Annotated in this window: 18 protein-coding genes; 16 read left to right on the forward strand and 2 right to left on the reverse strand. The window is 50.2% G+C overall.

Annotation, left to right across the window (positions count from 1 at the left end):
• The first annotated feature begins 1 nt into the window (after position 1).
• The 4 genes from ACYVJQ_RS17935 (at position 2) to ACYVJQ_RS17950 (ending at position 7,068) form a co-directional block, all read left to right on the forward strand.
• Positions 2 to 1,270: a DUF1501 domain-containing protein gene (locus ACYVJQ_RS17935; RefSeq protein WP_460894489.1), complete on the forward strand. Its 1,269-nt coding sequence runs from the start codon at positions 2 to 4 to the stop codon at positions 1,268 to 1,270.
• 295 nt (positions 1,271 to 1,565) lie between these two features.
• Positions 1,566 to 2,762 carry an aldose epimerase family protein gene (locus ACYVJQ_RS17940; RefSeq protein ID WP_460894490.1) on the forward strand — a complete coding sequence of 399 codons (1,197 nt, stop codon included), beginning with the start codon at positions 1,566 to 1,568 and terminating at the stop codon, positions 2,760 to 2,762.
• A gap of 294 nt (positions 2,763 to 3,056) precedes the next feature.
• Complete coding sequence (locus tag ACYVJQ_RS17945; RefSeq protein ID WP_460894491.1) at positions 3,057 to 6,023, forward strand: FAD-binding and (Fe-S)-binding domain-containing protein; 2,967 nt, start codon at positions 3,057 to 3,059, stop codon at positions 6,021 to 6,023.
• 160 nt (positions 6,024 to 6,183) lie between these two features.
• Positions 6,184 to 7,068: an SMP-30/gluconolactonase/LRE family protein gene (locus tag ACYVJQ_RS17950; protein ID WP_460894492.1), complete on the forward strand. Its 885-nt coding sequence runs from the start codon at positions 6,184 to 6,186 to the stop codon at positions 7,066 to 7,068.
• A gap of 27 nt (positions 7,069 to 7,095) precedes the next feature.
• On the opposite strand, the gene ACYVJQ_RS17955 is transcribed toward ACYVJQ_RS17950, so the two are convergent.
• A complete protein-coding gene (locus tag ACYVJQ_RS17955; RefSeq protein WP_460894493.1) occupies positions 7,096 to 8,001 on the reverse strand; it encodes a helix-turn-helix domain-containing protein in 906 nt (301 codons plus the stop codon).
• A gap of 575 nt (positions 8,002 to 8,576) precedes the next feature.
• Here ACYVJQ_RS17955 and ACYVJQ_RS17960 point away from each other — a divergent pair.
• The 12 genes from ACYVJQ_RS17960 to ACYVJQ_RS18015 all read left to right on the forward strand — a co-directional run bounded on the left by ACYVJQ_RS17960 (position 8,577) and on the right by ACYVJQ_RS18015 (position 25,736).
• Complete coding sequence (locus ACYVJQ_RS17960; protein ID WP_460894494.1) at positions 8,577 to 11,792, forward strand: SusC/RagA family TonB-linked outer membrane protein; 3,216 nt, start codon at positions 8,577 to 8,579, stop codon at positions 11,790 to 11,792.
• A 26-nt stretch (positions 11,793 to 11,818) separates the two neighbouring features.
• Positions 11,819 to 13,477 (forward strand): RagB/SusD family nutrient uptake outer membrane protein, encoded by a 1,659-nt coding sequence (locus ACYVJQ_RS17965; RefSeq protein ID WP_460894495.1) that lies wholly within the window; start codon positions 11,819 to 11,821, stop codon positions 13,475 to 13,477.
• Positions 13,478 to 13,693: 216 nt separating this feature from the next.
• On the forward strand, positions 13,694 to 15,331 hold the full coding sequence (locus tag ACYVJQ_RS17970; RefSeq protein WP_460894496.1) for a hypothetical protein: 1,638 nt from the start codon (positions 13,694 to 13,696) through the stop codon (positions 15,329 to 15,331).
• Positions 15,332 to 15,347: 16 nt separating this feature from the next.
• On the forward strand, positions 15,348 to 16,994 hold the full coding sequence (locus ACYVJQ_RS17975) for a hypothetical protein (RefSeq protein WP_460894497.1): 1,647 nt from the start codon (positions 15,348 to 15,350) through the stop codon (positions 16,992 to 16,994).
• Between the two features lie 838 nt (positions 16,995 to 17,832).
• Positions 17,833 to 18,576, forward strand: a complete 744-nt coding sequence (locus tag ACYVJQ_RS17980) for an SDR family NAD(P)-dependent oxidoreductase (RefSeq protein WP_460894498.1) — start codon at positions 17,833 to 17,835, stop codon at positions 18,574 to 18,576.
• Between the two features lie 26 nt (positions 18,577 to 18,602).
• Positions 18,603 to 19,448 (forward strand): fumarylacetoacetate hydrolase family protein, encoded by an 846-nt coding sequence (locus ACYVJQ_RS17985; RefSeq protein WP_460894499.1) that lies wholly within the window; start codon positions 18,603 to 18,605, stop codon positions 19,446 to 19,448.
• A 216-nt stretch (positions 19,449 to 19,664) separates the two neighbouring features.
• The gene (locus tag ACYVJQ_RS17990; RefSeq protein WP_460894500.1) at positions 19,665 to 20,435 is read left to right on the forward strand and encodes an SDR family NAD(P)-dependent oxidoreductase; all 771 of its coding nucleotides are present in this window, start codon (positions 19,665 to 19,667) and stop codon (positions 20,433 to 20,435) included.
• Entirely contained in the window at positions 20,435 to 21,163 is a 729-nt protein-coding gene (locus tag ACYVJQ_RS17995) for a sulfite exporter TauE/SafE family protein (RefSeq protein WP_460894501.1), read from the forward strand. Before ACYVJQ_RS17990 ends, ACYVJQ_RS17995 begins: the two co-directional genes overlap by 1 nt.
• 11 nt (positions 21,164 to 21,174) lie before the next feature.
• Positions 21,175 to 22,089 (forward strand): dihydrodipicolinate synthase family protein, encoded by a 915-nt coding sequence (locus ACYVJQ_RS18000; protein WP_460894502.1) that lies wholly within the window; start codon positions 21,175 to 21,177, stop codon positions 22,087 to 22,089.
• Between the two features lie 125 nt (positions 22,090 to 22,214).
• The gene (locus ACYVJQ_RS18005) at positions 22,215 to 23,786 is read left to right on the forward strand and encodes a sodium:solute symporter family transporter (protein WP_460894503.1); all 1,572 of its coding nucleotides are present in this window, start codon (positions 22,215 to 22,217) and stop codon (positions 23,784 to 23,786) included.
• 92 nt (positions 23,787 to 23,878) lie between these two features.
• Complete coding sequence (locus ACYVJQ_RS18010) at positions 23,879 to 25,060, forward strand: mandelate racemase/muconate lactonizing enzyme family protein (protein ID WP_460894504.1); 1,182 nt, start codon at positions 23,879 to 23,881, stop codon at positions 25,058 to 25,060.
• A gap of 31 nt (positions 25,061 to 25,091) precedes the next feature.
• The gene (locus ACYVJQ_RS18015) at positions 25,092 to 25,736 is read left to right on the forward strand and encodes an SGNH/GDSL hydrolase family protein (RefSeq protein WP_460894505.1); all 645 of its coding nucleotides are present in this window, start codon (positions 25,092 to 25,094) and stop codon (positions 25,734 to 25,736) included.
• Between the two features lie 214 nt (positions 25,737 to 25,950).
• Here ACYVJQ_RS18015 and ACYVJQ_RS18020 read toward each other — a convergent pair whose 3' ends face one another.
• A complete protein-coding gene (locus ACYVJQ_RS18020) occupies positions 25,951 to 26,394 on the reverse strand; it encodes a 6-pyruvoyl trahydropterin synthase family protein (protein WP_460894506.1) in 444 nt (147 codons plus the stop codon).
• Between the last annotated feature and the right edge of the window lie 6 nt (positions 26,395 to 26,400).

Consider the following 26,400-nt stretch of genomic DNA (forward strand, 5'->3'; position numbering starts at 1 on the left):
AATGACATCAAGAAGGGGTTTTCTGAAATCTGGGGCACTGGCCCTGTTTGCCGCTGGTCTTGGCGGGGTACCTAACTTTCTGGCCCAGGCGGCCAGCAGCCACAAGATTCTGGCGCCGTACAAGAAAAATAAGATCTTGGTCACTATTTTCCAGCGGGGGGCCATGGATGGCCTGATGGCGGTGAGCCCGTTCACAGATGAACACCTCAAGAAAGCCCGGCCCAGTTTATTTATGTCGGCGGCACGGTCAGCGGCTAATCCCCTAATAGACTTGGACGGCCGTTTTGGCTTGCACCCGTCTATGCAGGCCTTCGCGCCGCTGTTCCAGGAAAAACGTCTGGCCATTGTGCACGGTGTTGGGTCACCAAACCCCACCCGATCCCATTTTGACGCCCAGGACTACATGGAGGCCGGTACTCCGTTCCACAAGGGCACTCCCAGCGGCTGGCTTAATCGGGCTGTGGGGCTTTTGGGCCATGAGGCTGCCACGCCATTCCAGGCGGTAAGCCTTACCTCGTCTTTGCCTAAATCTTTTTATGGGGATCATGCGGCGGTGGCCATTAGCAATCTGCAGGATTTTGCCATCCAGATGCGCGGAAATCCGCGGGCCACTAATATCGCTTCGCACAGTTTTGAAGACCTCTATGACCAAACCTCTTCTACGCTGCTGAACAAGACAGGCAAGGAGAGCTTTGAGGCGCTTAAAATGCTGCAGAAGTCTGATGTCAAAAATTACATACCCGCTAACAACGCCGTTTACCCTAACAGCCCGCTGGGCAACTCGCTTAAACAGATAGCGCAACTCATCAAGATGGATGTGGGTCTAGAAGTGGCCTTCACCGAGACCGGGGGCTGGGACACCCACTTTAACCAAGGCACCGCCCAGGGCACTTTCGCCCGCAACGTAAATGACCTGAGCCAAAGCATCACGGCCTTCTGGACCGATCTGGAAGCCTACCAGGATGACGTGGACGTGATGACCATGACTGAGTTTGGACGGACCGTGCACCAGAATGGGAGCAATGGCACCGACCACGGCCGCGGCTCCTGCATGTTTATTTTGGGCAATAACGTAAATGGTGGCTTGGTACACGGTAAAGTGCCAGCCCTGGCAATAGAAAACCTGGAAGACGGTCGTGATTTACCCGTCACTACAGATTTCAGGAGCGTGTTCAGTGAAGTAGCCGGCCGGCACCTGAATATCCAAAAAGATAGTGTCCTGTTCCCAGATTGGAACGGCCAGAAAATTGGGGTGATGCGTCAGGGATAAGTTTGGGAATATCTCAAGTACTCCATCTTCTATAAATTAAATAGAAGAGCAGAATAAAGAGGTGCGCCTACGGGAAATAGTCTCCCGTGGGCGCACCTCTTTTCTGATGAGGCTAACTCAATGGGTTGGATGTGCCAAAAGGAACCATAACAAACATGAAGTAGCGCCGAAGGAAAAAGTAAATCCAAGAGCAGAATGCTGGAAAAGTCATTTTAAAATGTTTAATTGACAAGTATTCAAGCGAACCATTTGGAGCCCTAAACCTTCTAACAAATAACTTCCATTAAAGTCTACTATGAAAAAGAGATCAAAAGCGCAATCCCTGCTGTTTATGTCGTGCCTGGGAGTAGGGCTGGCGGGTAACCTGACCAGCTGTGACACCAAAACTGCCAGCACCAATGAAACTACTACCTCCACTTCAGCCGCAGAGCAGACTCCGGTACAAGGAGTTTCCTTTGGCAAAACCAAAGATGGGCAAGAGGCGCAGCTCTACACGCTCACCAATAAAAACAACGTGAAAGCTACCATCACCAATTATGGCGGGCGTGTGGTGGAGTTGCAAGTGCCAGACAAAAACGGCAAGCTAACAGATGTGGTGGTAGGCCTGAAAAATGTGGGCGAATATGAAACCTCCACAGATGGGTATTACGGGGCTATTATTGGACGATACGGAAACCGTATTGGCAAATCAACTTTCACCTTAGATGGCCAGAAATACAGCCTGCCGGCCAATGATGGTGCTAACAGCCTGCACGGCGGCAAGAATGGGTTTCATTATGCATTCTGGGAAGCCCAGCAACCAGATGCCCATACGGTGGTCCTAACCTATACCTCCAAAGACATGGAGGAAGGCTACCCCGGCAACCTGAAAGCCAAGGTGACCTATACCCTCACCGATGACAATGAACTGAAGATGGACTATGAGGCTACCACGGATAAACCCACCGTTGTAAACCTGACCAACCATGCCTATTTCAACCTTAATGGGGAGGGTAGCGGCAACATTCTGGGCCATGTGCTCCAGATCAACGCCGATAAATTCACACCCGTTGATGCCACGCTTATCCCAACTGGTAAACTGGAGCTGGTAGCTGGTACTCCCTTTGACTTCACCAAGCCTACGGCCATCGGCGCCAGAATTAATGCTCAACAAGATCAGTTGCTGAAAGGAAAGGGCTATGACCATAATTATGTGCTGAACAAGCCTGAAGCAGGAGCCATGAGCAAGGCGGCTGAGGTAGTAGGAGACAAAAGCGGTATTGTGATGGAAGTATTCACTCAAGAGCCGGGTATCCAGTTCTACAGCGGCAACTTCATGTCGGGCAAAAACACCTTTAAAGGTGGAGCCAAAGACACGTTCAGAAACGCCTTCTGCCTGGAGACCCAACATTTCCCAGATTCTCCCAATCAGCCTTCTTTCCCATCTACGGTGTTAAAGCCCGGGGAAACGTATAAAACCAGCAGCGTTTATAAGTTCTCTACCCAGAAATAAGGCGGTTGCCTGGTGCCAGACTTTAAGTTCTGGTCAATTAATCTATTGAAGCGTTTTAGGCCTGTTTTTCCAAAAACAGGCCTAAAACGCTTTAAGAGGTTTGGAGTAGTAAAAGAGAAGTGGCTATTTTATAAATAAGGAGATAAAAAAATAAGGAGATAAAAAGAAACGGGTATAAGAGAAGGGCAGGAAAAGCGTTATTTTAAATGGACTTGTAAGCTTTTTTAGGGAAGTTTGTAATTCCATCAGCAGCCAACTGGTTCTCGGCCAGGCCATGGCCCTACTTTGTTTTGTATGCATAGTTCCCCATCCACATCCGATTTTTCAGAATTACAGGCTTCCTTAACCGGTGAGCTGTATTTTGATGATGCATCTTCTCTGCACCTGGCTCAGAAAATGGTTTACTCCACAGATGCCTCGGTGTACCAGGAGAAGCCTACGGCCGTAGCCATTCCCCAAACCAAGGAGGACCTTAAAAAGCTTATTTTATTCGCCAACACCCACCGCCTCACCCTCATTCCCCGGGCGGCGGGTACCTCTCTGGCAGGCCAGGTGGTGGGCCATGGCCTGGTGGTGGACATCTCCAAACACTTTACCCAGGTACTGGAGGTAAACCAAAAAGAGCAGTGGGTACGGGTGCAGCCGGGCGTGATCAGAGACGACCTCAACGCCACCCTGCGGCCGCACGGCCTGCTGTTCGGCCCCGAGACCTCCACTGCCAGCCGCGCCATGGTGGGCGGCATGATAGGCAACAACTCCTGCGGCCTGCACTCTATTGTCTGGGGCGACACCCGCACACACCTACTATCTGCCAAGGTCCTGCTCTGTGATGGCTCAGAGGCCGAGTTCAAGCCCCTCACGCACCAGGAGCTCCAGCAGAAACTCACGCTCCAGAACCTGGAGGGCGATATCTACCGCAAGGTGTACGGCCTGATCTCAGACGAAACCAACCGCGCTGTCATTGAGCAGAACTACCCTAAGAAAACACTTACCCGCCGCAACACCGGCTACGCCCTAGACTTTCTGGTAGACCAGGGCGCCGATGCCCAAAGGCAGACCACGCTGAACCTTTGCAAGCTGCTGGCCGGCTCAGAAGGCACTCTGGCCTTTATCCTGGAGGCCAAACTGAACCTGCTGCCCTTGCCGCCCAAAGAGGAAGGCTTGGTGTGCGTGCATTTCAATTCCCTGCTAGAGGCCCTGGAAGCCAACATCATCATCCTCAAGCACCAGCCCATGGCCTCTGAGTTGGTGGATAAATATATCATGGACTTCACTAAGGGCCATAAAACCTACGAGCAGAACCGCTTCTTTATTGAAGGAGACCCGGCCGCGCTGCTCATGGTGGAGTTCATGGCTGACAGCCAGGACACCATCACCCAAAAGGCAGAGGCGCTGGTAGCCGATCTGAAAGCCGCTGGGCTGGGTTACGCCTACCCGCTGGTGCGGGGCGCGCTCACTAAACCCGTGTGGGAGGTGCGCAAGGCCGGCCTGGGCCTGATCCGGAACCTGCCCGGTGATCTGCAACCCGTGAACCTGATTGAAGACTGTGCCGTCTCCCCCGAGGACCTTCCCGCCTATATCACCGACCTCCAGGGAATATTGGATAAACACAACCTGCAGGCCTCTTACTACGCCCACGCCGGCGCCGGGGAGCTGCACGTGGAACCCATGATTAACCTCAAAACTGAGGAAGGGAAACAGCTTTTCCGGACGGTGCTCGCGGAAACCACCGAGCTGGTGAAAAAATATAACGGCTCCCTGAGCGGCGAGCACGGCGACGGTCGCCTGCGCGGCGAGTTTATTCCCGCCGCCCTGGGCCCTGAGGTGTACGCGCTGCTGAAGGAGGTAAAGCACGCCTTTGACCCCAAAGGCGTATTCAACGCGGGCAAGATTGTGGACACCCCGCCCATGAACGAATTTCTGCGCTACGAGGAGAAGATCGCCCAGGCGGTCATCCCTGTGGAGACGCTGTTTGATTTCTCGGCGCAGGAAGGCATTCTGCGCATGGCCGAGAAATGCTCCGGCTCCGGTGACTGCCGCAAGACCCACGTGAGCGGCGGCACCATGTGCCCCAGCTACATGGCCACCCGGCAGGAGAAAGACACCACCCGCGCCCGTGCCAACATCCTGCGCCAGTTCCTTACCAACTCAGAGAAACTCAACAAGTTTGACCATAAGGAAATCAAGGAGGTCATGGACCTATGCCTGAGCTGCAAGGCCTGCAAGTCCGAGTGCCCCTCAAGCGTGGACGTGGCCAAGATGAAGGCCGAGTTCCTGCAGCATTACCATGATGCCAACGGCGTGCCCCTGCGCACCCGCATGATTGGGAACTTCACCAAAATGCAGCAGCTGGCCTCGCTGGTGCCGGGTGTCTATAATTTCATGGTCAGCAACCCGGTGATGGGTAAATTGATTAAGAAGACGGTAGGTTTTGCCGTTAACCGTTCCCTGCCCACCGTAGGCGCCACCACCCTCAAAAGCTGGTTTTCTAACTGGAAGAAAGAGCAGAAGCGCGTGCCGGGCACCGGTAAAACGGTGTACCTGTTCTGCGATGAATTCACCAACTACAATGATGTTGAGATAGGCCAGACCACCGTCAAATTGCTGTCGGCGCTGGGCTATGATGTGCAACTGCCGGAGCACGGGGAAAGCGGCCGCACCTATCTCTCCAAGGGGCTGGTGCGCGACGCTAAAAAGATCGCCATCAAGAACGTGCAGTTGCTGGGCAAGGCCATGGAAAGCGGCATTCCGCTGGTAGGGATAGAGCCCTCGGCGCTGCTCACGCTCCGCGATGAGTACCTGGACCTGGTGCCAATGGAGTTGCTGCCGCTCGCCAAAAAAGTAGCCGCTAACTCGTTCCTGTTAGAGGAGTTCCTGCTGCGCGAAGCCGAGGCCGGCAACATTTCCCCCGCAGCGTTCACGCAGGAAAAAAAGCAAATCAAGCTGCATGGGCACTGCTACCAAAAGGCCCTGCAGGCGCTCACGCCCACGCAGAAAATCCTGTCCCTGCCCCAGAACTATGAGGTGGAGATGATCCCATCAGGGTGCTGTGGCATGGCCGGTTCTTTTGGCTATGAGAAAGAGCACTATGATGTGTCCATGCAGATAGGGGAGCTGGTCTTGTTCCCCGCGGTGCGGCAGGCTGCCCCTGAAGTCTTGATTGCCGCCGCCGGCACCAGCTGCCGCCACCAGATCAAGGACGGTACCGCCAAGAAAGCCCTGCACCCCGCCGAGATTTTGTATCAGGCGTTGGCCAAATAAGGGAACCTGGGAGGTTACCGCATTTCCGTTTTAAGCCTGTTTTCTTAAAAACAGGCTTAAAACGGAAATGCGGTAGAAGTTTGTCTATTTTGCTGTGTCTGTTTTAGGCCTGTTTTTCTAAAAACAGGCCTAAAACAGACACAGGATTAAACGCCATTCTATGGAAAGCAATAAATGGGAAGTAGTAGGAAACCATGAGTGCCTGCTGGGCGAAGGGCCTGTTTGGGATGCGGCCCGGCACCGGATTCTTTGGGTGGACATCCAACCTGGTATCCTGCATTATTTTTACCCAGCCACCCAGGAACATAAGGTATTTGAGATTGGCCAGAAGGTGGGGGCAATAGCGGTGCGGGAAAACGGAGGGGTGGTGGCGGCACTGCAAAACGGTTTTGCCTTTCTGGATTTAGAGAACAAGACCCTGCAGTGGGTGGCGCAAGTGGAAACTGAATTGCCTGAAAACCGGATGAACGACGGTAAATGTGACCCAGCCGGCCGCTTCTGGGCTGGGACCATGAGCCTTGTCAACAAACAAGGAATGGGTAATTTGTACATGCTGGCCCCAGATGGCACTGTCTCGCTTAAGCTTCCGGGGGTGTCGGTCTCCAACGGCTTGGCCTGGAGCCCAGACCAAAGTACATTTTATTTCATTGATACGCCCACCCGGCAGGTGGTGGCCTATGACTATGAACCGTCGAAAGGATTCTTATTTAACAAAAGACCAGTAGTGGCCATTCCGGATGCATTAGGCAAGCCTGATGGCATGACCATTGATGCAGAGGGTATGCTCTGGGTGGCTTTATGGGAAGGGTGGGGCGTGGGGCGTTTCGATCCCAAGACCGGTCAGTTGCTGGACCATTTGAAATTGCCTGTAGCCCGGGTCACATCTTGTACCTTTGGTGGGCCCGCCCTTTCTGACCTTTATATTACCAGTGCCAGCATTGGCCTTTCTGCCCAGCAGACTAAGGAGCAGCCCTTGGCGGGGTCTTTATTTGTGGTAAAGAACTGCGGCTTTTCCGGGCTCCCTACGCCTGCTTTCAAAGGCTGAGGTCTTAATACCCAAAATTTTCTAAGGTTACAGAGCTACAACCAGAGGTAAGGCTTCCCGGGTTTTCATAAACCTGCTTCTGTATTCCTTGGGAACCAGGCCCGTAATCTTTCTAAAGTGCCTGTAGAAGTTAGAGAGGTTCTCAAAGCCACTCAAAAACCCTATCTGGGCAATACTTTCCTCGCCCTGCATCAGCAAACGGCACGCATGGCTTATTCTGATCTCCGTTACGTAGCTGGAAAAGGATTTATGGGTGTGGTGCTTGAAATACCTGGAGAAGGAGGCGTCGCTCATGTTAAGCCTGGCGGCAATTTCAGAGACATAGATTTCCTGGGTATAGTTCTGCATAATAAACTCCAGGATCTTGTCAATCCTGTTGGTATCCTTTGAATTAGTATGGGCCAAAGGGGCAAACCGGGTGGTCAGGAGCGGTGCAATCTCATTGGATTCAGCCAGTAGAAAAAGGATGTTCAGGAGACCCAATAGCCTCTGGGAGGAGTTTCCCTTTTTCATGTGTTGCAGCTGGGTGATGACCTGTTTTTTGGTCTGGCCGAATATCTCCAACCCAAGGGCGGAGTGGTCCAGCAAATCCTTGACCGGTAGCATCTCCGGCACCTGGAAGAAATTGGCTCCTAGAAAGTCTTCTGAGAAGTGCAGAAACGTAGACTTTGCCACTAAGGCCGCGTCACCCTCATAATATTCTTTGTCATTTCTAAACAGATGGGGGAGGTTGGAGCCCAGCAGAAATAAATCACCCTCTTCAAATCTGCTTACATTGTCCCCAATAAATTTAGTGCCCCGGCTTTCCTCTATTAAAACCAATTCATATTCTCTGTGAAAGTGCCAGGGCTTGTCAAAGTAAGAGCAGTTCCATTCCTGAAAAAGAAAGGAAGTGTCTGTGACAAGAGGCAGCTTATGGAATTGGGCTTTCATGGAGAAAATGAAATGAAAGTCTAATTTATTGAAATAATGTTAAAAAAGTATACAAAATGGGTTGGTTTTTAAATTTTTGCTATTTTTTATTGTTCTAGATTTGTTTAAATCAAAAACCAATAGTTCAAGGTGTGGTCTAGTCTTGGCTGCTTGGTTCTTTAAAAGGACAGAAGCTGTGGTAGTTACCTACCCTAAGGCCAGTAAAATATAGGGGTTAGTCCTGTCCTGTCTAACATGGACGAATTAGTACTGATATACTTTCTTTTTGAAAGGCGTTAAGGCGGCATCTCCTGTCAGGAGCGTGAGCTATCATAAAATAAGGCGGGCCCACTTTATGGGCCTTTGCTAGTAACTAAATAAAAGTGGGGCCCAGTATAAGCTGGAAGGTGCCTTGCTCCAATAGGTTAGATTAGATACCTGCGGGTGATCTGATAAAAATCCTTGCATCAATTTCCGATCTGCGTGACAGCTATGATTTTTTCATGGCCTGGTATTTCATTGCTAATTTTTTCCGGGTTCTTCCACCAAAAAGACTCAGACAATACAAGTAAACTGATACATAATCTGCTAAATACATGAAAAAAAGAAAACGGAGTATTCTTGATTGTGGACTTGTGTTGATCGTGGCGCTGGTAGGCCAAGCGGCCACCCTGGGCCAGGCAGAGGCCGCTACCCGCTCTTACCCACCAATGCTGGCGGGTGAAAGTCTGGTTCCACTTACCCGCCTGACTTCTTCGGTAGGTTTCAATCTGGGAGCACGCCCAGCAGCCTTGGCCAAAACCATCACAGGGAAAGTGGTATCAGAGACCGGAGAGCCTTTAATAGGGGTAACTGTGGCCCTGAAGGGCACCACGGTAGGCACCAGTACTGATATTTCCGGTAAATTCACCTTAGAAGTTCCAGATACCGGGGGCATTCTTGTCTTCTCTTATGTAGGGTTTATCGCCCAGGAGGTGGCCGTAGGGAGTGCCTCCGTAATAGACGTTGTCCTTAAAAGTGATACCAAGACGCTTGGTGAGGTAGTAGTGGTTGGGTACGGAACGCAGAAGCGGGAAAATGTAGTAGGCTCTATCTCGCAGATTTCAGCAGAGCAAATTGCCAACCGCCCCGTCACCCAATTGCGCGAAGCCCTGACCGGACAAATGCCGGGTGTTACCGTAACACAACGCACCGGCAGGCCAGGAGTGCCCAATGGCTCTATCAGCATACGGGGGGTGGGTTCCTTCGGCGCTACGCCCTCTGCCTTAATACTGGTAGACGGCATACCCGTTGATAATTACAATGATGTAGACCCCAATGATGTGGAGACTATTTCTGTCCTGAAAGATGCTTCTTCGGCAGCCATCTACGGATCTAGGGCCGCCAATGGGGTTATCCTGATTACCACCAAATCTGGCGCCGCAGGCAAGCTTAAGGTTTCCTATAACGCGTATGTGGGTACCCAGCGCCCCACCGCCTATCCAGATTTTGTAGATTCATGGGATTATCAGCAGGCCTATTTTGAAGCCCAGAATGGTTCCAGCACCTTAACTCCCGAGCAATTGGCCATAGTGGAGAAATACCGGGCCCAAAATGATCCTGACTTCCCCAATAATAAATTCTTAAAGCATGTTCTGTCAGAAAAAGCGCTGCAGACGGGACATAACCTGACTGTAAGCGGTGGTTCTAATACCAATAAGTTTAACCTCTCTCTAGGCTATCTGTACCAGGACGGGTTGGTGGTAAGAAATGATTATAACCGGTTTAACGTGCGGTTGAACATGACTACCTCCTTAAGTGATAAGTTTACCTTAACCACCCGCCTAGCAGCAATATCTTCTATTGTAAATGAACCCATGGCCCCATCTGGGGTAACTGGGTTTAGCGGCTCCATGCTAGGTATTATTGGGCAGGCGGCCAGAACCAACGGAAGCTTTGTAGCCATTGACAAAAATGGAGAATATGCCATTGGGGCGGGTAGGGGAACTCCGGTGTCTTACCTGGCTACCAATTCTTTTAACAAGCAGAAGGAGCTTAACCTGAACGGAAACCTGAGACTAGACTACCAGCTTATCAATGACCTTAAATTATCCTTTATTACTTCTTATGTGCAAGGCAACGAACGGGAAACTGAATTCCGCTCCAACCAGAAACTAAGTTCCCTCACTATTGGGCCTAATTTTTTAAGGGAATACAACAGCGCCAACTATTATTACACCCTCCAGGGGCTGGCCGAGTACACCAAACAAATTGGGAACCACCAGGTGGGAGTGTTGGCAGGCTATTCGTTTGAAGACTTCAAGCGGGAAAACTTCAATGCCTTCAGAGACAATTTTCCGGGCAATGACCTTACGGTCTTAAACGTAGGGTCACCGCTCAATCAGCAGGCAAATGGAACAGGTTCAGAAAATGCCCTTGAGTCCCAATTTGCCCGGGCCACCTACAGCTATGCTAATAAATACCTGCTGGAAGGCGTTGTGAGAAGAGATGGCTCCTCTCGTTTCCCTACTGGTAATAAATACGCCGTTTTCCCTTCTGTGGCGGCCGGCTGGCGCATTGGGCAGGAGCAGTTTGTGCAGAAATTGGCACCTTGGATAAGCGAACTTAAACTGAAGGCTTCTTATGGAGTGCTGGGTAACCAAAACATTGGCAACTACCAGTACCAGAACACGCTCAGCCAATCAAATGCCAACGCTAGTGGAACCAACTATTCCTTTGGGGGCCAGATAGTGCAGGGGGTGGCCAGAACCACCTTAGTTGATACCACACTCAGATGGGAGTCCACCAGAACCAAGGATATTGGCTTAGAGGTAGCTATCCTTAAGAACAAGTTGAATTTCTCAGCTACTTATTTTGACAGATATACCTATGATATCTTATACAGCCCATCGGCTAGTGTCTCTGGGGTGTTAGGGTTTGGACTGTCACAGCGCAACACCGGCAGTCTGGAAAACACGGGTTGGGAGTTCACCTTAGGCCACCAAAACACAGTAGGCAAGTTCTCCTATTCCCTAAAGGGTAACTTCAGTATTATCAACAATAAGGTGCTTGATTTAGGGGTAGGGAATATTGTGCAACCAAATGGATTGGTAGGAAATGGCAGCAGCCTGTTCATTGGGCACCCTATGGATATTTATTACGGGTACGTAGCAGACGGATTGTTTGTAGACCAGGCAGATATTGACAGTTGGGCCAATATGAAAGCCGTTAATCCATCTGCCAAACCCGGCGACATTCGGTACAAAGATATCAGTGGTCCGGAAGGGGTGCCAGACGGGATAGTAGATGCTACTTATGATAGAAAAGTGTTAGGCAGCCAGATTCCCAAATATACCTTTGGCGCTAATCTGGGGGCCAGCTATGGCGGGTTTGACCTGAGTGTCTTGCTGCAGGGAATTTCAGAGGTGACCGGCCGCCTTCAGGATTATGCCGGTTGGGCGCTCTTCAATACCACCGGTAACATACAACGGTGGCAATATGAAGGCCGCTGGACGGACCAGAACCCCAACAGAAATGCTATCTACCCCAGATTGGAGAATGTGCCTGACGCAGGTACCAACAATACCATCCTGTCTTCCTTCTGGACCCTGGACGGCTCTTACCTGCGCATCAAAAATGTGCAGCTAGGCTACAAGCTGCCCACCCTGTTAACGGAGAAAGTGAAGATTGCCAATGCCCGTTTTTATCTAAGCGGAGAGAACATGCACACCTTCAGCAATTACCGCAAAGGATGGGATCCTGAGTTGATAGGCAACGCTGATTTCTACCCTATCATGGCCGTGTACACGCTGGGGCTTAATGTAACTTTTTAGGTAGTCTTAAAATTAGAATCATGAAGATGATGAAATATATTTCTAAACCGATAGCCCTGTTATTAGTGGTTTTCTTCTCGGTGAGTTCTTGTTCTGATCAATTGGAAAAGAACCCGCTTGATGAATATGATGCTACTACCTTCTGGCAAAGCGAAGATAATGTGATGTTGGCGTTAGCTTCTTTGTACAGAGGAGGCATCAATGCCAACGCCGGCGGAAGCACCGTCTCTGACTGGTGGTCCTGGATAGGGCTGATCAACCTGGATATTGCCTCAGATAATGCCTACCATGGCCAAGGCGACAATATCAATTTTGTGCGGTTGTCTAACGGTACGCTTGTGAACACGCTGGGGCTTATGGATCAATACTGGAATTCAAGCTACAAGCGTATAGCCCGCAGCAATGACTTTTTGGAAAACATTGGCAGAAGCTCCCTAGACGAAGCTAAGAAGAAGCGGTTGATAGCAGAGGCGCGCTTTATCAGGGCCTGCCAGTATTTCTACCTGTCACAGCATTTTGGGGCCGTGCCCTTGGTAACCAAAGTGCTTACGCCCGATGAAGCCAATACTGTTTCCAAGACTCCTCGCAAGGATATCATCAATTTTGTGATTGCGGAGTATATGGCCGCCGCGGCAGATTTGCCCCGCTTTAAAGACATACCAGCAGCAGAAAAAGGCAGAGTATGCAAGCAGGCTGCCCTAGCCTTTTTAGGCCGCATTCAACTGGCAGATAAAAGGTTTTCAGAGGCTGCAGATACTTATAAATCTATCATTGATTTTGGCGATAACATCATAGACCCGCAGTACAGCACCTTGTTTATACAGGCCAATGAAAACAGCGCTGAGAATATCTTCAGTATCCAGTTTGTGCCTGACCTGTTAGGGAATGCCTTCATGAACAATAATGCTCCCCGCGCCATGGGTGGTTTTACCTTCATTAACCCGCTGGCCAGCCTCATGGAAGCCTATCAGTTCACAGACGGCAGTACTTTCTCCTACACAGATCCCCGCTATGATTACACGGATATTGGCAAAAACCGCGACCCAAGGTTACGGTATTCCATCTATTACAACCACGCGCCGCTAAAGGCTGCCAGGTATATCTCGCACCCAGATTCCGCTGGTTACCCAGACCGGATCATGAACCTGAATTCCAAAACTGGTTACTGCATTAAAAAATACATTGATGAAAGCGTGACCGGTAACCTCAATACCAGCAATGGCGGCAATATTCCCATCATTCGTTACGCAGAGGTTTTGTTGAGCTACCTGGAAGCGAAACTAGAGGCCGGCCAGGCGATTGATCAGACCTTGTTAGACGCCACCATCAATAAAGTGCGCGGACGGGCTTCTGTGAACATGCCGCCTATTACCCAAACCAGCGCTGCCTTGCTAAGACCTATCTTGCGCAATGAGCGGCGGGTAGAGTTGGCTTTGGAAGGAATACGGTACTGGGACCTATTACGCTGGGGAATTGCCGATCAGGTGTTGAAGGGAGATTTCTACGGACATCCATACCCCGTGTCCAAAACGGCTATCCGCAAAAAGTCATCCACTACGCCAAATGACCCCTTCCGGCGCTGGTACGTAACCACCCGCAACTTCCGGAAAGGCATAGACGAGTTGTGGCCTATCCCTCAGTCAGAGATCAATATCAATCCGAAGCTGGGAGAAAAGGTAGATTAAATTTTTAAGGTGGGAAGGCGGGAACAATTGCTGTGCAAAAACTTAAACAGCGTTCCTGACCAGCTTGAAAAAACACCTTGTCAGCATCCACTCTGCGTTTTAAGGCCATTTTTCAAAAAACAGGCTTAAAACAGATAAAGGCTGGTCCGGCATTTTCACTTGTTGTAAAAGTATTTCTAGACCCACAAAAAGGTCTTCATAATAAACTAAGAAGAGATGAGATCAAAATTATTCGTTTGCGTTGCTTTTTCCCTTTCCGGGCTTTTCTATTCCTGTAAGGTGAAAACCAATGAGTCTGGTCAGGCGGCAACTGTATTAGGGAAAGAGTCCTTGGGCCAAAGAGCGCTTAAAGAATCAACGGAGCCCATCAGGCCGGGTGTGCCGGGCAAGGTGCCTTTCTGGAACGTGGCCGCCAAGCGGTTTATTTATGCACCGGCCTTTGATTTTAAGTCTGTTCCTAATGCAGCTACCTATAGATTCGTTTTAACCTCTGAGGTGGATGACAGCAAACACCAGTTTGAAAATAAAGTGCCCTATGCGCCGGTGAGTCCGGTATGGGCCGCTGTTCCGGTGGGGTATTTTAAGATTAAAGTGACGGGGGTATCTTCAGCGGGCAAGGAGGTAGGAACCGCCGGCGAAGGACGGTACTACCGGGCCGCCCCGTTCAACGGCACTTACCATGAGCCTCCGGTTATGCCCTATGACCAAAGCGCCAAACTAGCCCTGGAGAAATTAATGCATAAAGATTTTATAGAGTACTGGCTAACCAACAAAAAGCCAGACCCCAGCTACAATCTTTACAGATACCCCACCAAGATCTATTCTGCCCTCATCATAGGTGCCCTTACCTATGGCAAGCTTAAACCAACCGAAGAGAAAAGGTCAGTTGCGCTGGCCCGTAGCATTGCGGACTTTTTAATCAGCATCAGCTTACCCAAAGGAAACCAGTACCAGGATTTTCCGCCTTCCTATTACGGGTATGAGGAGCATTTCAAGGAGAACAACAAAAAGATCAACACCAACAGCATCATGACCATTATACCTGCAGATGCCGGGAATGCGTACCTGGACCTGTATGATGTAACCAAAGACCAGAAATACCTGAACGCCGCCAAATTGATAGCCGAAACCTATACCAAAACCCAAATGGATAACGGAAGCTGGTACCTGTTTATAGACAAGGACTCAGGTAAGCCAACCGCCAAAAACATTGCCATTCCCACGTCTACCATCAATTATTTTGACCGGCTGGCAAATGATTACGGGGTAAAGGGATTAGAGGCATCTACCCAGAAAGCTCTTAAATACATTATGGAAGGTCCGGTGAAAACCTTTGATTGGCACGGGCAATTTGAAGATATCTATGAGCGTCCTCCTTACCATAACCTCAGCCGCGAGCAAGCCTGCGACCTGGCTATTTACCTGCTCAGAAACCGCAAAGCAAACCCAGACAATATTAAGCTGGCCGAAGAGCTTATCCGGTTCTCTGAAGACCAGTTTGTGATTTGGGAAAGACCCATGGATATCACCGTCGGCAAGGCAGTGCCCGGCAATATCAGTAAAAACTGGATCACGCCCAGCGTGCAGGAGCAGTACGTGTACTGGATGCCCGTGGGCCGCGCCGCCGGCATAATGGTCACCACTTTCTGGGAGGCCTATGATGTCACTAAAAACGAAATGTACCTGGCCAAGGCCAAATCCATTGCTAATTCTTTTACGGTAGTGCAAAGCCACCATGACGGTGATTACCCTACCTTTTTCACCAAGCACAAAATGAATTACTGGTTAAACAGCAATGTGTACCCGGCAAAAGTATTGATGACCCTTGAAAACGATTTAGCAAAATTGAGATAGGTTTTACCTTTTACAAATGATGATGAAGTCCCTCCACAGTATTAGAAAATCAGTTAGTCCCCTTCTCCTTGCCTTGGGAGGTGCTCTTTTACTTTCCGTTCCGCAGGAGGCAGCGGCGCAGGCAAACAAGCAGAAATCATACGGGGAGGTGGCCCTGGCGGAGTCTACGGTGCCTATCAGGCCGGGTGTGCCAGGCAAGGTGCCCTTCTGGAACAAAGCGGCCAAGCGATTTATCTATGCGCCAGCCTTTGAGTTTAAACCAGTAGCCAACGCCGCAAAATATAAGTATGAGGTAAAATCTGAGGCCAACGGCCAAACGTATTCCTTTGTTGGCAAAACCCCCTATGAGGCCCTGAGCCCTATCTGGGCCCAGGTACCGGTTGGTAAATTTCAAGTGAAAGTGTCGGGGCTGTCCAGCAAAGGAGCCGTATTAGGCATAGCCGGGGAAGGAAGGTATTACCGGGCCGCCCCGTTTAATGGAATTTACCACCAGCCTGTGTTGGCTTATGACAAGAGCGCTGAACTGGCCCTGCAAGACCTGCTGCACAAAGACTTTGTGAAGTATTGGAGAGAGCACAAAGCGCCAGATCCCACTTATAAAACCTACCGCTATCCCTCTAAGATCTTCAGCGCCCTGGTGATTGGGGCGGTAACCTATGCGCGCCTTAAACCCGAGGAAGCCAAAGAGTCTATTGAACTGGCCCGCATTGTAGCAGATTATCTCTTGAATATCACCTTCGGGAAAGACCACGCGTTGGTCAATTTTCCGCCTACCTATTACGGTTACAAAGAGATTTTTGACCAAAAGCCAGATTCTCATATGCGCTATGAGAACTCCATGATCATTTACGGTACAGACGCGGGCCATGCCTACCTGGACCTGTATGATTACACCAAAGACCAAAAGTATTTTGATGCCGCCAAGAAGATTGCCGATACCTACCTGAAAACCCAACTGCCCTCTGGTAGCTGGTATCTGTTTGTGAACAACCAGACAGGAAAGCCCATTGAAAAGCATATCACCATCCCTACGTCTATCATCAATTACTTTGACAGGTTAAGCAAAGACTATAAGGTAGCGGGGTTAGAAGCCGCCACCAAAAAAGCCTTTGACTGGACTATGGCTAACCCGGTGGCTTCTTTTGACTGGCATGCTCAGTTTGAAGATATCTATGCCCGGCCCCCGTACCAAAACCTTAGCCGCGAGCAGGCCTGTGACTTGGCCATTTACCTTTTCAGAAACAAGAAAAATGAACCTGCCAATATAAAGCTGGCTGAAGAGCTAGTCCGGTTCTCAGAAGATCAGTTTGTGATTTGGGAAAAGCCAGATAGCGTGCAGGTGGGCAAACCCAACCCCGCCCGTTTGGGTACCAACTGGATCACGCCCAGTGTGCAGGAACAGTACGTGTACTGGATGCCCGTGGGCCGTGCGGCCGGCATTATGATAGATACTTATTGGGAAGCCTACCAGGCCACCAAAAAAGACCTTTACCTGGCTAAAGCAAAATCAATCGCTAATGCATTTACCGTGGTGCAAAAAGAACATAACGGTTATTACCCCACCTACTTCACTAAATACAAATTAGATGACTGGCTGAACAGTGCGGTGTACCCGGCCAAAGTCATGATGAATTTTGACGAGAATTTAGCGACAATACAGTAAGCTTCTGGTTTGGTCCTAGCCATAGGGAAAAGGCAGATTATAAGTTTTGGAGATTGGTTTTCTCCATAAGCAGAAAGCCCTCTTTCAAGAGGTAGGTCCAGGAATTCTCTTTTGCCAGTAGCCAATGGGTTAACCGTTTTGAGCCAGTTTTAAAGAAAACAGGCTCAAAACAGACCTTATAATTGTTGCCTGTAGATGCCCCTTCCTATCTGAATAAAACCAGCTCTTAGCTACCAAAGAAGAGGAACCATTGATTCTCGTGTACTAGTAGTTTGCCTCCAATTTTCTAAATACCCTAACCAAAGACTTCCACTTATCTAGATTATGAGATCCTGCCCGCTTGGGGAATTAGTTCAATTTAGCCAGGGGTAGAGGCGAGGGCGAAAGAGGGAATTTTTAGGAGCAGAAAGTGACAAATTCCCTAAAGGTAAAAATGCGACGCACAATTTGAGAAAGAATAAACAAGTCTATTTTGATGCTATTGTCAAAGTTGACCGGAGTTGATTTAATTCTGAAAAGGAATCTGGGAAACAGCTTTGGAAAAACTGGGTGGAAATAGTTTGTCAGCATGAATTAAAGGCGTTTTTCTGCTCTGTATCTGCCAGGCGCTTTATCAAGTCCTATACCTAAGGGCAATTTGTTCAGGAAAGACGATTGTGTTAAAAAAGTATAGTTTTTAATTGAATTTCTAGATTTTTAAGAAAGGCAGGAAGACTAAGTTTGTAAAAGCAGTCAGGTTCAATTGGTCTTGATCTTGGTAAAAGTACAGCAAAGGTGTTTTCATGTCTGCCAGATTTATGAGATTTTATTTCTTCAAAAAATATAAAAAACTTAAATAATGGGAGAATTCACCGGTCAGGTAGCAATTGTTACCGGGGCAGCCTCTGGAATAGGACTGGCTATCTCAAAAAAATTATTAGTGGATGGCGCCCGAGTGGCCCTGTTAGATATTAACCAGGAAGCTTTAACATCGAACTTTCATCAGGAGACTTCCCCTTGTATGGCTTTTTCTGTAGATATCACCAAGCAGGAGGTGGTGGAAGAGGTTATTGCTCAGGTAATGAAGGAATGGGGCCAGATTGATATATTGGTGAACTGCGCCGGAATAACGGGCATCACCAACGGCAAGAGCCACCAGGTGAGCACCCAAGACCTGCAAAAGGTATTTGACCTTAACTTCATGAGCAGTTTCTATACTTCAAAGGCAGTGCTGCCCCACATGTTGGAAAAAAACTATGGAAGAATCTTGCATGTGGCCTCGGTGGCCGGGAAAGAAGGAAATGCGGGCATGTTGGCATACTCTGCTTCAAAAGCGGCCGTGATTGGCATGACCAAAGTACAAGGCAAAGAATACGCGGAGACGGGCATCACCGTCAACGCCATTGCCCCGGCTGTAATCAGGACCCCTTTGGTAGATGCCATGCCAGAACAGCAGGTGAAATACATGACAGATAAAATTCCCATGAAACGGTGTGGCACTTTAGAGGAGGCCGCCAATCTGGCTTCTTATATTGTGTCCAAAAAGAACAGCTTCACCACAGGTTTTACCTTTGACTTAACCGGCGGACGGGCTACTTACTAAAGCCCTTCCCCTGATAATCAATACCTATGAAAATACTCTATTACAGACAGCAAGGCGCTTTGGTCCCTGGCCTGGTTACCCCAAAAGGAGTGCTGCCTCTTTCCAGTCACGCAAGATTTTCTGGAGTTCGGCCCCTGGAGTTGGAAGATGTAACTGAACTACAAGAACTACAGCGGCAAGCCCTGGAGCAGGAAAATGGTTTCCTGGCCGAAGAAAGCCTGGAAATTGGCCCTTGTGTGCCTGCGCCCCCCAAGATCATCTGTATTGGGTTAAATTACCGGCAGCACGCCTTGGAAAGTGGCATGGCCATTCCTACCGTGCCGGTGGTGTTTACCAAATACAACAATACCTTGCTGGATTATGGCAAAGAAGTGGAGTTGGGGCCGGTGGGCGAACAGTTTGATTATGAGGTGGAATTGGGGGTGGTGATCGGCCGCAAGGCCAAGCATGTTTCTGAAGAAGAGGCCCTGGACTACGTGCTAGGCTATTGCACCGCCAATGACATGTCTTGCCGTGATCTACAGTTCCTGAGCTCCCAGTGGTTACTGGGTAAAAGCCTGGACGGGTTCCTGCCGTTGGGCAAATACCTGGTGACGGCAGAGGAGGTGGGTAATGCGCAGAACCTGCAACTTACCTGTACTCTTAACGGAGAGCAGCGCCAGAACTCCAATACCGGAGATATGATTTTCTCCATCAAAGAGATTATTTCTTTCCTGTCTAAACACATGACGCTGGAGCCCGGTGATATTATCTTAACTGGTACGCCGCAGGGAGTCATTATGGGCTTACCAGAGAAGAACTGGCTAAAACCTGGCGATGTAGTCACCGTGGAAATAGAAAAATTGGGGGCAACTACCAATATCATGGCCTAAGAAAGTTAAAGCATTACCCTCTTTTTGTTCCTGTAAGATTTTGCGCTTTTCTGTTTTAAGCCTGTTTTTTAGAAAAACGGACCTAAAACAGGAAAGCGCCTAAAGTTTTAAACTGACAGAAGACAAGCTGTTTAGGGCCTGTTTTTCTAAAAGAAGCCCTAAACCAAAAACTGGCCGATTGGCAAATTGAGCTAACCAAGAGCTACTAAAGAAATTATGAAAAAAATAGCCCTCATTTCCGGCGGATTGGGAGACATAGGCAAAGCCATTGCTTTGTTGCTGGGGCAGCAGGGCTTGCGCGTTGCTATCAGTGACCTGCTTTCTCCCCAGGAAGCTCAGTCCCAACTGGAAGAGTTGAAGGCCAGCGGCTGCGCCGATTTGTTTTACCAGCAGGTAGACGTTTCCTCTGAAGCCCAGGTAACCGACTGGCTTACCGCCGTGGAGCAGAAATGGGGGGTGGCCCAGGTAATAGTGCCCAACGCGGGCATTGTGGTGGCCGGCGCTTTGTCCGGTGCCTTAACCACAGAACAGTTACGCCAACAGCTGGAAGTCAATTTCTGGGGAAGCTATCATTTGGCCGTGCAAGCCGCCCGCAGAATGAAGGAAAACCAATTGCCCGGCCGCATTACGTTTATAGGAAGCTGGGCCGCAGAGCGGCCAAACGCCCGAATCTCCGCCTACTGTATCTCCAAGGCATCGGTGCGCATGCTATGCAAGACGCTGGCCCTGGAATTGGCGGCCGACAATATTCTGGTAAATGAGGTGGCTCCTGGTATTGTGGAGGGCGGCCTTTCTAAAAAGAACCAGCAGAAAGACCCTGAACTGCTTAAAACGCACCTTACTTCCATTCCCACGCATACCCTGGTAAGCGTGGAGGAAATTGCCCGGCACGTGTGGTACTTAAGTGATTTTTCCCTTATGGGCATGACCGGGGCCACTATCCTGGTGGACGGCGGTTTGTCTCTTACTTCTAAAATGACGCCTTAATGGAGGAAATCTGGTGGATATTAGGGGCATTTCTGGTGGCCGGTTGGGTACAGGGAATTCTGGGCTTCGGGTTTGCCATTGCCACTACATTGCTGCTGGTGCAGGTGCTGGACTTTACCATGCTGGTGTTTTTGAACCTGGCCATGTCGGTTCTTACGTCTTTGTTTGCCATGCTGTCCGCCAAAAACCTGAAGACCATTCACCGGCCCACGCTCCTTAAAATTATTGTAAGCGCCAGTGCCGGGCTGTTGGTTGGGATATTCGTCTTGAACCAGGTAGACCCCAGGGTGCTCAAGCAGGTGACGTTGGTAGTAATTATGCTGGCCTCCCTGTTGTCTCTGCGCAAAAAAGTGCTGGTGTTTGCTTACCCGGCCATGGCGTGGGCAAGCGGTTTCTTTAGTGGGGTCTTAACGCCTTCCACTGGCATTAACGGCCCACTAGTGGCCCTGCACCTGAACGCCGCTTTCCAGGACAAGCAACAGACTAGAAATACCATGCTGGCCTACTTGTTCATGATTATGGCGTTTGGGGTGGTGAGCATGGGTTTCCAGCAGAAACTACCAGAGCAAACCTGGTCTATGTTGCCCAAAGTGATCCTGCCCTCCGTGGCGGGTTATGGGTTAGGTATGCTCTCGTTCAGGATGCTGTCAGATTCTGCCTTTAAAAAAATAGTGACCTTTTTCCTGATTGGGTCCTCTCTATTGTCATTCACCTATTTACTCAGATAAGTCTGATTCCTATGCCAACATCTACTCCATTACGCGGTATTTACGCCATTCTGGGCACCTGCTTCCATGAAGATGAAACCATTGATTATGAAAGCCAGGAACGCCTCATTAACTTCTGCATTGACAATGGGCTGCACGGCTTGGTGACGCTGGCCAACGCCTCTGAAGGCCACCTGATGCTGGACGAGGAGAAGAAAAAACTGACGGCCTTTGTTGTGGAGAAAGTGGCGGACCGCATTCCGGTAGTGGTGACCGTGAACCACCCGTCTTCTTACTGCGCCGCTGAGTTGGCCAAGTATGCACAAAGCGTAGGGGCAGATGCCGTTATGTGTATGCCTCCGTTCTTTGGGCGGTGGCGGTCTGGCCTTGGAGAGATTGAGGCTTATTTTAAGACTATTGACAAGGCTATTTCTATCCCGCTCATCATCCAGGACCACCAGCTAAGCGATATTTCAATGCCGGTAGACTTTCTGGTAGGGCTTTCTAATAAACTCAAGAACCTGCAATACATTAAGCTGGAGTTCGGTAACATCATCCACAAGGCCCGCAAGATTCTGGCGCACCCCCAGAACAAGTTGGTGGGCGTGTTTGGCGGCAACAGCGGGGTTTTCCTGCCCGAGGAATACGAGGCCGGTTGCTGCGGCACCATGCCCGCCTGCTACATGCCAGACAAATTCAGCCAGACCTGGAATTTACTGGAAGCTGGAAAACCCGAAGAAGCCGTAGCATTCTTCGCGCCGTTTGCCCGCCTGGCCGCCTATGAAAAAGACGTAGCCAACCGCTGCCTCTGGAAAGAGATTCTGGTAAGAAGAGGAGCCATGAGTTCTGCCAAGATCAGGGGACCGATCCCGGGCTTCTTTGAGGATTGGGACGTGAACCAACTGTTGCAGGTAGCCCGGCAAGCCGGTCTTGAAATGGACAGCTAGTAAGTCTACCTCTGTTTTGGGGCTGTTTTTTGAAAAACAGCCCCAAAACAGACTCACCTCCCCGGTGATCTAAAGTTTGCCCATTACCACCCGCGCCCATCCTCTAAACGAACAAACAAAAACGTATGAGCTTTGACCTATCTACCCTTGACCTCTCCATTTTCGCGCTATACATTTTAGGCGTGCTGGCTTTGGGCCTGTATGCCTCCAAAAAGCGGCTTAAAACCAAAAAGGATTATTTCCTGGCCGGTGATAAACTGCCCTGGTGGATGATTGGCGGAAGTATTATGGCCGCCAACATCAGCAGCCATCAATTGGTGGGCACTATGGGGGTGGCTTATAGCCGCGGGTTTGTGGCCATGATCACAGAATGGGGCGCTATCTTGCTAGGGTTTAACGCATTGCTCTGGATCTTTCTTCCTTTCTACCTGCGCAACGGGTTTTACACCATGCCAGAGTTCCTGCAGAAGCGGTTTGGGGCCGGTGCCAGAACTACCTATTCTGTGCTGGTGCTGTTTACCTACATTTTTGTGGAGATTGGGGCGGTGCTGTATCTGGGGGCCTTGTCTCTGCATTCGCTGCTAGGTATTCCCATGGAATACAGCGTACTGGCACTGGCGGCGGCAACCGGCATCTACACCATTTTGGGTGGTTTGCGCGCCGTAATCTGGACGGAAATGCTTCAGCTGGGCGTACTAATGATGGGGATGGCAGCGCTTTCTTATACCACCATCAGCGCGGCCGGCGGCATAGATGCGGTCTTGGCTACCTCCAAAGACTGGGATATTCTCTTGCCCGCCGATGATCCTGCCTTTCCCTGGACCATGTATTTGGGCGGCGCCATCTGTATTAGTGTATTTTACTGTGCCACCAACCAGTTTATCGTGCAGCGCACGCTGGCAGCCAAGAATGAGTGGCATGCGCGCATGGGGGTTATTTTTGCCGATTACCTTAAATTCCTGATTCCGTTCATGATCATTGGCCCGGCGCTGGTGGCCCCGCAGTTGTTCCCGAACCTGGAGAAGGCAGATTTAATTTTTCCTACGCTGGTTAAAAACCTGTTGCCCTCTGGACTGGTGGGCTTGGTTATGGCGGGTTTGATTGCCGCCATCATGTCGCACCTTTCCGGGGCCATCAACTCCTGCACTACCATTCTTACCATGGACGTGTACTTGCCCTACTTTAAGAAAAATGCCACCGAGGCCCAGAGCGTACGGTTTGGGCGGCTGTCTGGGATTGTTATTATCCTGCTGGGGATCATGTGCACCAGTCTATTACTCACCCACTCAGACAAACCGGTGTTCCTGTATTTATTAAGCGCCTATGGCTTGTTCACGCCCGGCATTGCTACCATGTTTTTGCTGGGCATCCTCTGGAAACGCACTACGCACGCCGGGGCCCTGGCAGCTGGTATTTTAACCATTCCCTTGTCTTTCATCCTGCAGTTCGGATTCCCTGAGATGCCATTCTACAACCGGACCGGTATTGTGTTCTGGACCTGTATGGCCACCTGCGCCATCGTGAGTTTGTATACCAAACCAAAACCCGCCGAAGAACTGGTGGGCATGATCTGGACCCGCAGCAGCCTGGCCCTGCCACCCGAACTAAGGGAGGAAAGCCGCGGTTTTCGGAACCCGGTTATCTATTGGGCCATTGTGACCGCTGCGGTCTTGTTCTTTTACATTAAATATGCTTAGAGCTGTTTTAAGGCCGTTTTTTGAAAAACAGCCTTAAAACACAGCCCTTTCCAAAGGGGGCAAAATGAATCTTTCCCTGGAATTTCCTGACTATGAAGATTGCGTCTGTAGAAGTATTTGCCTTTAAATATGACCATCATTACCGGGTAGGCGGCCACGCGGGAGCCCCCAACCGACTACCGGGCACAGATTATTATTTTGAGCCCCAATGGCGCCACGCCTACAGCCGCCTCACCGAATCTTGCCTGGTCAAAATCACCACTGATACTGGATTAATAGGGTGGGGCGAGGCGCAGGCCCCGCTGGTTCCAGAGGTCCCCGCTACCCTAATTGCCAAACTCTTGGGGCCCGCCATCCTGGGGATGGACCCGCTGGCGCCGGAGTTGGTATACGACCGCCTATACCACCTTAACCACGTGCGCGGCCACACGGCCTCCTTCACCATAGATGCCATAACCGCTTTAGATATTGCCCTCTGGGATATAAAAGGCAAAGCCGAAGGCAAGCCCTTGCACCAATTGCTGGGGACTAACCCCACGCTTCGGTTGCCGCTGTATGTATCTGGCGTAAGACGCCCTACCCTGGAAGAGCGGCAGGCCCACGCCAAGGAAATTGTGCAGCAAGGTTTTAAAGGCGTGAAAATCTTCTTCGGGAATACGCCAGACAATACCTTGGCAGAGTGCAGGGCCATCAGGGACGCCATAGGGCCCACCGCCGAACTGGCATTTGACGCCATCTGCCGGCATGACTATGAGGCAGCCCTGCAGATTGGCAAAGGCTTAGATGAACTGAACGCCACCTGGTTTGAATCACCCATAGACCCCGAGGATGTGGCCGGCCACGCCCGTCTGGCTCAGGCTATTGAGACACCAATTGCTATTGGCGAACCCCTACGCACCGTGCGCGAGTTTGAGCCTTGGTTCCAGCAAAAAGCCATGCGGGTAGCCCAGCCAGACATTGTGCGCTGCGGCATTACCGGCGGCAGGCGCATTGTGGAACGGGCGCAGGAAGAAGGCCTGGCCGTTGGTCCGCATATTGGGGTCTGCACGGCCATCGGCTTTTCCGCTACCTGGCATTTCACCGCTGTGCTGGCCAACCCGGTGAGCCAGGAGCACCAATTGGATATGTTTGAGACCGCCAACAAAGTGCTGGAAACGCCCTTGCAGGTAGAGGCCGGCCATGCCCTGGTTCCAGAAGGTCCTGGGCTGGGCATTGATGTGAATGAGGAGTTTGTGCGGGCGCACAGCGCAGAAACGTGGCTGGTGAAGGAATAGAAGAATCTGAAAACACATCTAAAAGAGTGCCATGAAAAGAATAACCTGTTTGCTGCTGCTGGCGTTCCTGTCCCTCAGCTTTGCGCCACCCAAAAAGAATGTGCTCATCATTGGAGACTCCATTTCCATTGGCTACTTCCCGTTTGTAGAGCAAATGCTGGCAGAGAAGGCCACAGTAGTACATAACAAAGGCAACGCCCAGCACACTGGTACCGGCCTCAAAAAAATAGAGGAATGGCTGGGCCAGGAGAAATGGGATGTGATTCAGTTTAACTGGGGCCTCTGGGATCTGTGCTACCGCCTGCCCAATGTAAAAGCCGAGGAGAGCCGCGACAAAGTAAATGGCAAACTCACCACCACGCCAGAGCAGTACCGCGCCAACCTGGAGGAACTGGTGAAAATCCTGAAGAAAACCAATGCCAAACTGCTTTTTGTCACCACCTCCTATGTGCCCGAAAATGAACCGGGCCGCTTCGTGGAGGATGCCCAGAAATACAATGCCATTGCCAAAGAAGTAATGGCCAAGCACGGCATACCCGTAAATGATATTTACAAGGTATCAAAGAAGGTGCACAAAAAGCATGGCCAAGCACCCAATGACGTACATTATACCAAAGATGGGTACCAAGAGCTGGCTAAAGCAATAACCGGCTGCCTGGCGAAAGCCATTGGCTAAGCAAGAAGATTTTTGTTGTTGTTTGAAGGGCACCGTCGTTGACTGGTGCTTTTCTTTTTAAGGGTCTTTCAATACCTACTAATCTTCCATTCATTAGAATAGAAAGAGAGAGTCCCTTTATTAAGCACGTTTTCTTAAAAACAGGCTTAATAAAGGGACTCTAGGTTTATGGCCAGTCTGTTCTTCTAGAGAACAAAAAGGCAATCAATCATTCCTAAAAATTATCTCCTGCATACCACTCGCCAAAGGCGTTTTCCGTTTCCCAAAGCTTAAGGCTGTGCAGGCTAACCTCAGCGGGCAGGCTGGGTTGCAAGCGGTCTTTAACATACAACAACAGGTTCTCGCAGGTAGGTTGGTAGGGCAGGAGAAGCAGTTTGTGTTCCTGTAAAGCCTCCAGTAAAGAGGCAGGGCTGTCCTGGCGCAGCACCAGGGCATGGTCCAGGGAATCCAGCACGTGGGCCTGCACCAACTGCTTCAGTTCCCCGAAGTCCAGCACCATGCCGTCTTTGGGGTGGCCCGGCTCTGCCTTTGGCCGGCCGGTAATGGTAATTTCCAGCTTATAGGAATGGCCATGGATGTGGCGGCATAGGCCGTCATAGTGCGCTAACGCGTGCGCCGCCTCAAAGGTGAAGCGGCGCGTGAGTCTGATCGTGTCCATCTCAAG

The organism is Rufibacter soli (assembly GCF_054781795.1).

Coding starts and splice junctions, on each gene's coding strand:
- ACYVJQ_RS17935 (WP_460894489.1), top strand. CDS start 2: ATGACATCAAGAAGGGGTTTTCTGAAATCTGGGGCACTGGCCCTGTTT.
- ACYVJQ_RS17940 (WP_460894490.1), top strand. CDS start 1,566: ATGAAAAAGAGATCAAAAGCGCAATCCCTGCTGTTTATGTCGTGCCTG.
- ACYVJQ_RS17945 (WP_460894491.1), top strand. CDS start 3,057: ATGCATAGTTCCCCATCCACATCCGATTTTTCAGAATTACAGGCTTCC.
- ACYVJQ_RS17950 (WP_460894492.1), top strand. CDS start 6,184: ATGGAAAGCAATAAATGGGAAGTAGTAGGAAACCATGAGTGCCTGCTG.
- ACYVJQ_RS17955 (WP_460894493.1), bottom strand. CDS start 8,001: ATGAAAGCCCAATTCCATAAGCTGCCTCTTGTCACAGACACTTCCTTT.
- ACYVJQ_RS17960 (WP_460894494.1), top strand. CDS start 8,577: ATGAAAAAAAGAAAACGGAGTATTCTTGATTGTGGACTTGTGTTGATC.
- ACYVJQ_RS17965 (WP_460894495.1), top strand. CDS start 11,819: ATGATGAAATATATTTCTAAACCGATAGCCCTGTTATTAGTGGTTTTC.
- ACYVJQ_RS17970 (WP_460894496.1), top strand. CDS start 13,694: ATGAGATCAAAATTATTCGTTTGCGTTGCTTTTTCCCTTTCCGGGCTT.
- ACYVJQ_RS17975 (WP_460894497.1), top strand. CDS start 15,348: ATGATGATGAAGTCCCTCCACAGTATTAGAAAATCAGTTAGTCCCCTT.
- ACYVJQ_RS17980 (WP_460894498.1), top strand. CDS start 17,833: ATGGGAGAATTCACCGGTCAGGTAGCAATTGTTACCGGGGCAGCCTCT.
- ACYVJQ_RS17985 (WP_460894499.1), top strand. CDS start 18,603: ATGAAAATACTCTATTACAGACAGCAAGGCGCTTTGGTCCCTGGCCTG.
- ACYVJQ_RS17990 (WP_460894500.1), top strand. CDS start 19,665: ATGAAAAAAATAGCCCTCATTTCCGGCGGATTGGGAGACATAGGCAAA.
- ACYVJQ_RS17995 (WP_460894501.1), top strand. CDS start 20,435: ATGGAGGAAATCTGGTGGATATTAGGGGCATTTCTGGTGGCCGGTTGG.
- ACYVJQ_RS18000 (WP_460894502.1), top strand. CDS start 21,175: ATGCCAACATCTACTCCATTACGCGGTATTTACGCCATTCTGGGCACC.
- ACYVJQ_RS18005 (WP_460894503.1), top strand. CDS start 22,215: ATGAGCTTTGACCTATCTACCCTTGACCTCTCCATTTTCGCGCTATAC.
- ACYVJQ_RS18010 (WP_460894504.1), top strand. CDS start 23,879: ATGAAGATTGCGTCTGTAGAAGTATTTGCCTTTAAATATGACCATCAT.
- ACYVJQ_RS18015 (WP_460894505.1), top strand. CDS start 25,092: ATGAAAAGAATAACCTGTTTGCTGCTGCTGGCGTTCCTGTCCCTCAGC.
- ACYVJQ_RS18020 (WP_460894506.1), bottom strand. CDS start 26,394: ATGGACACGATCAGACTCACGCGCCGCTTCACCTTTGAGGCGGCGCAC.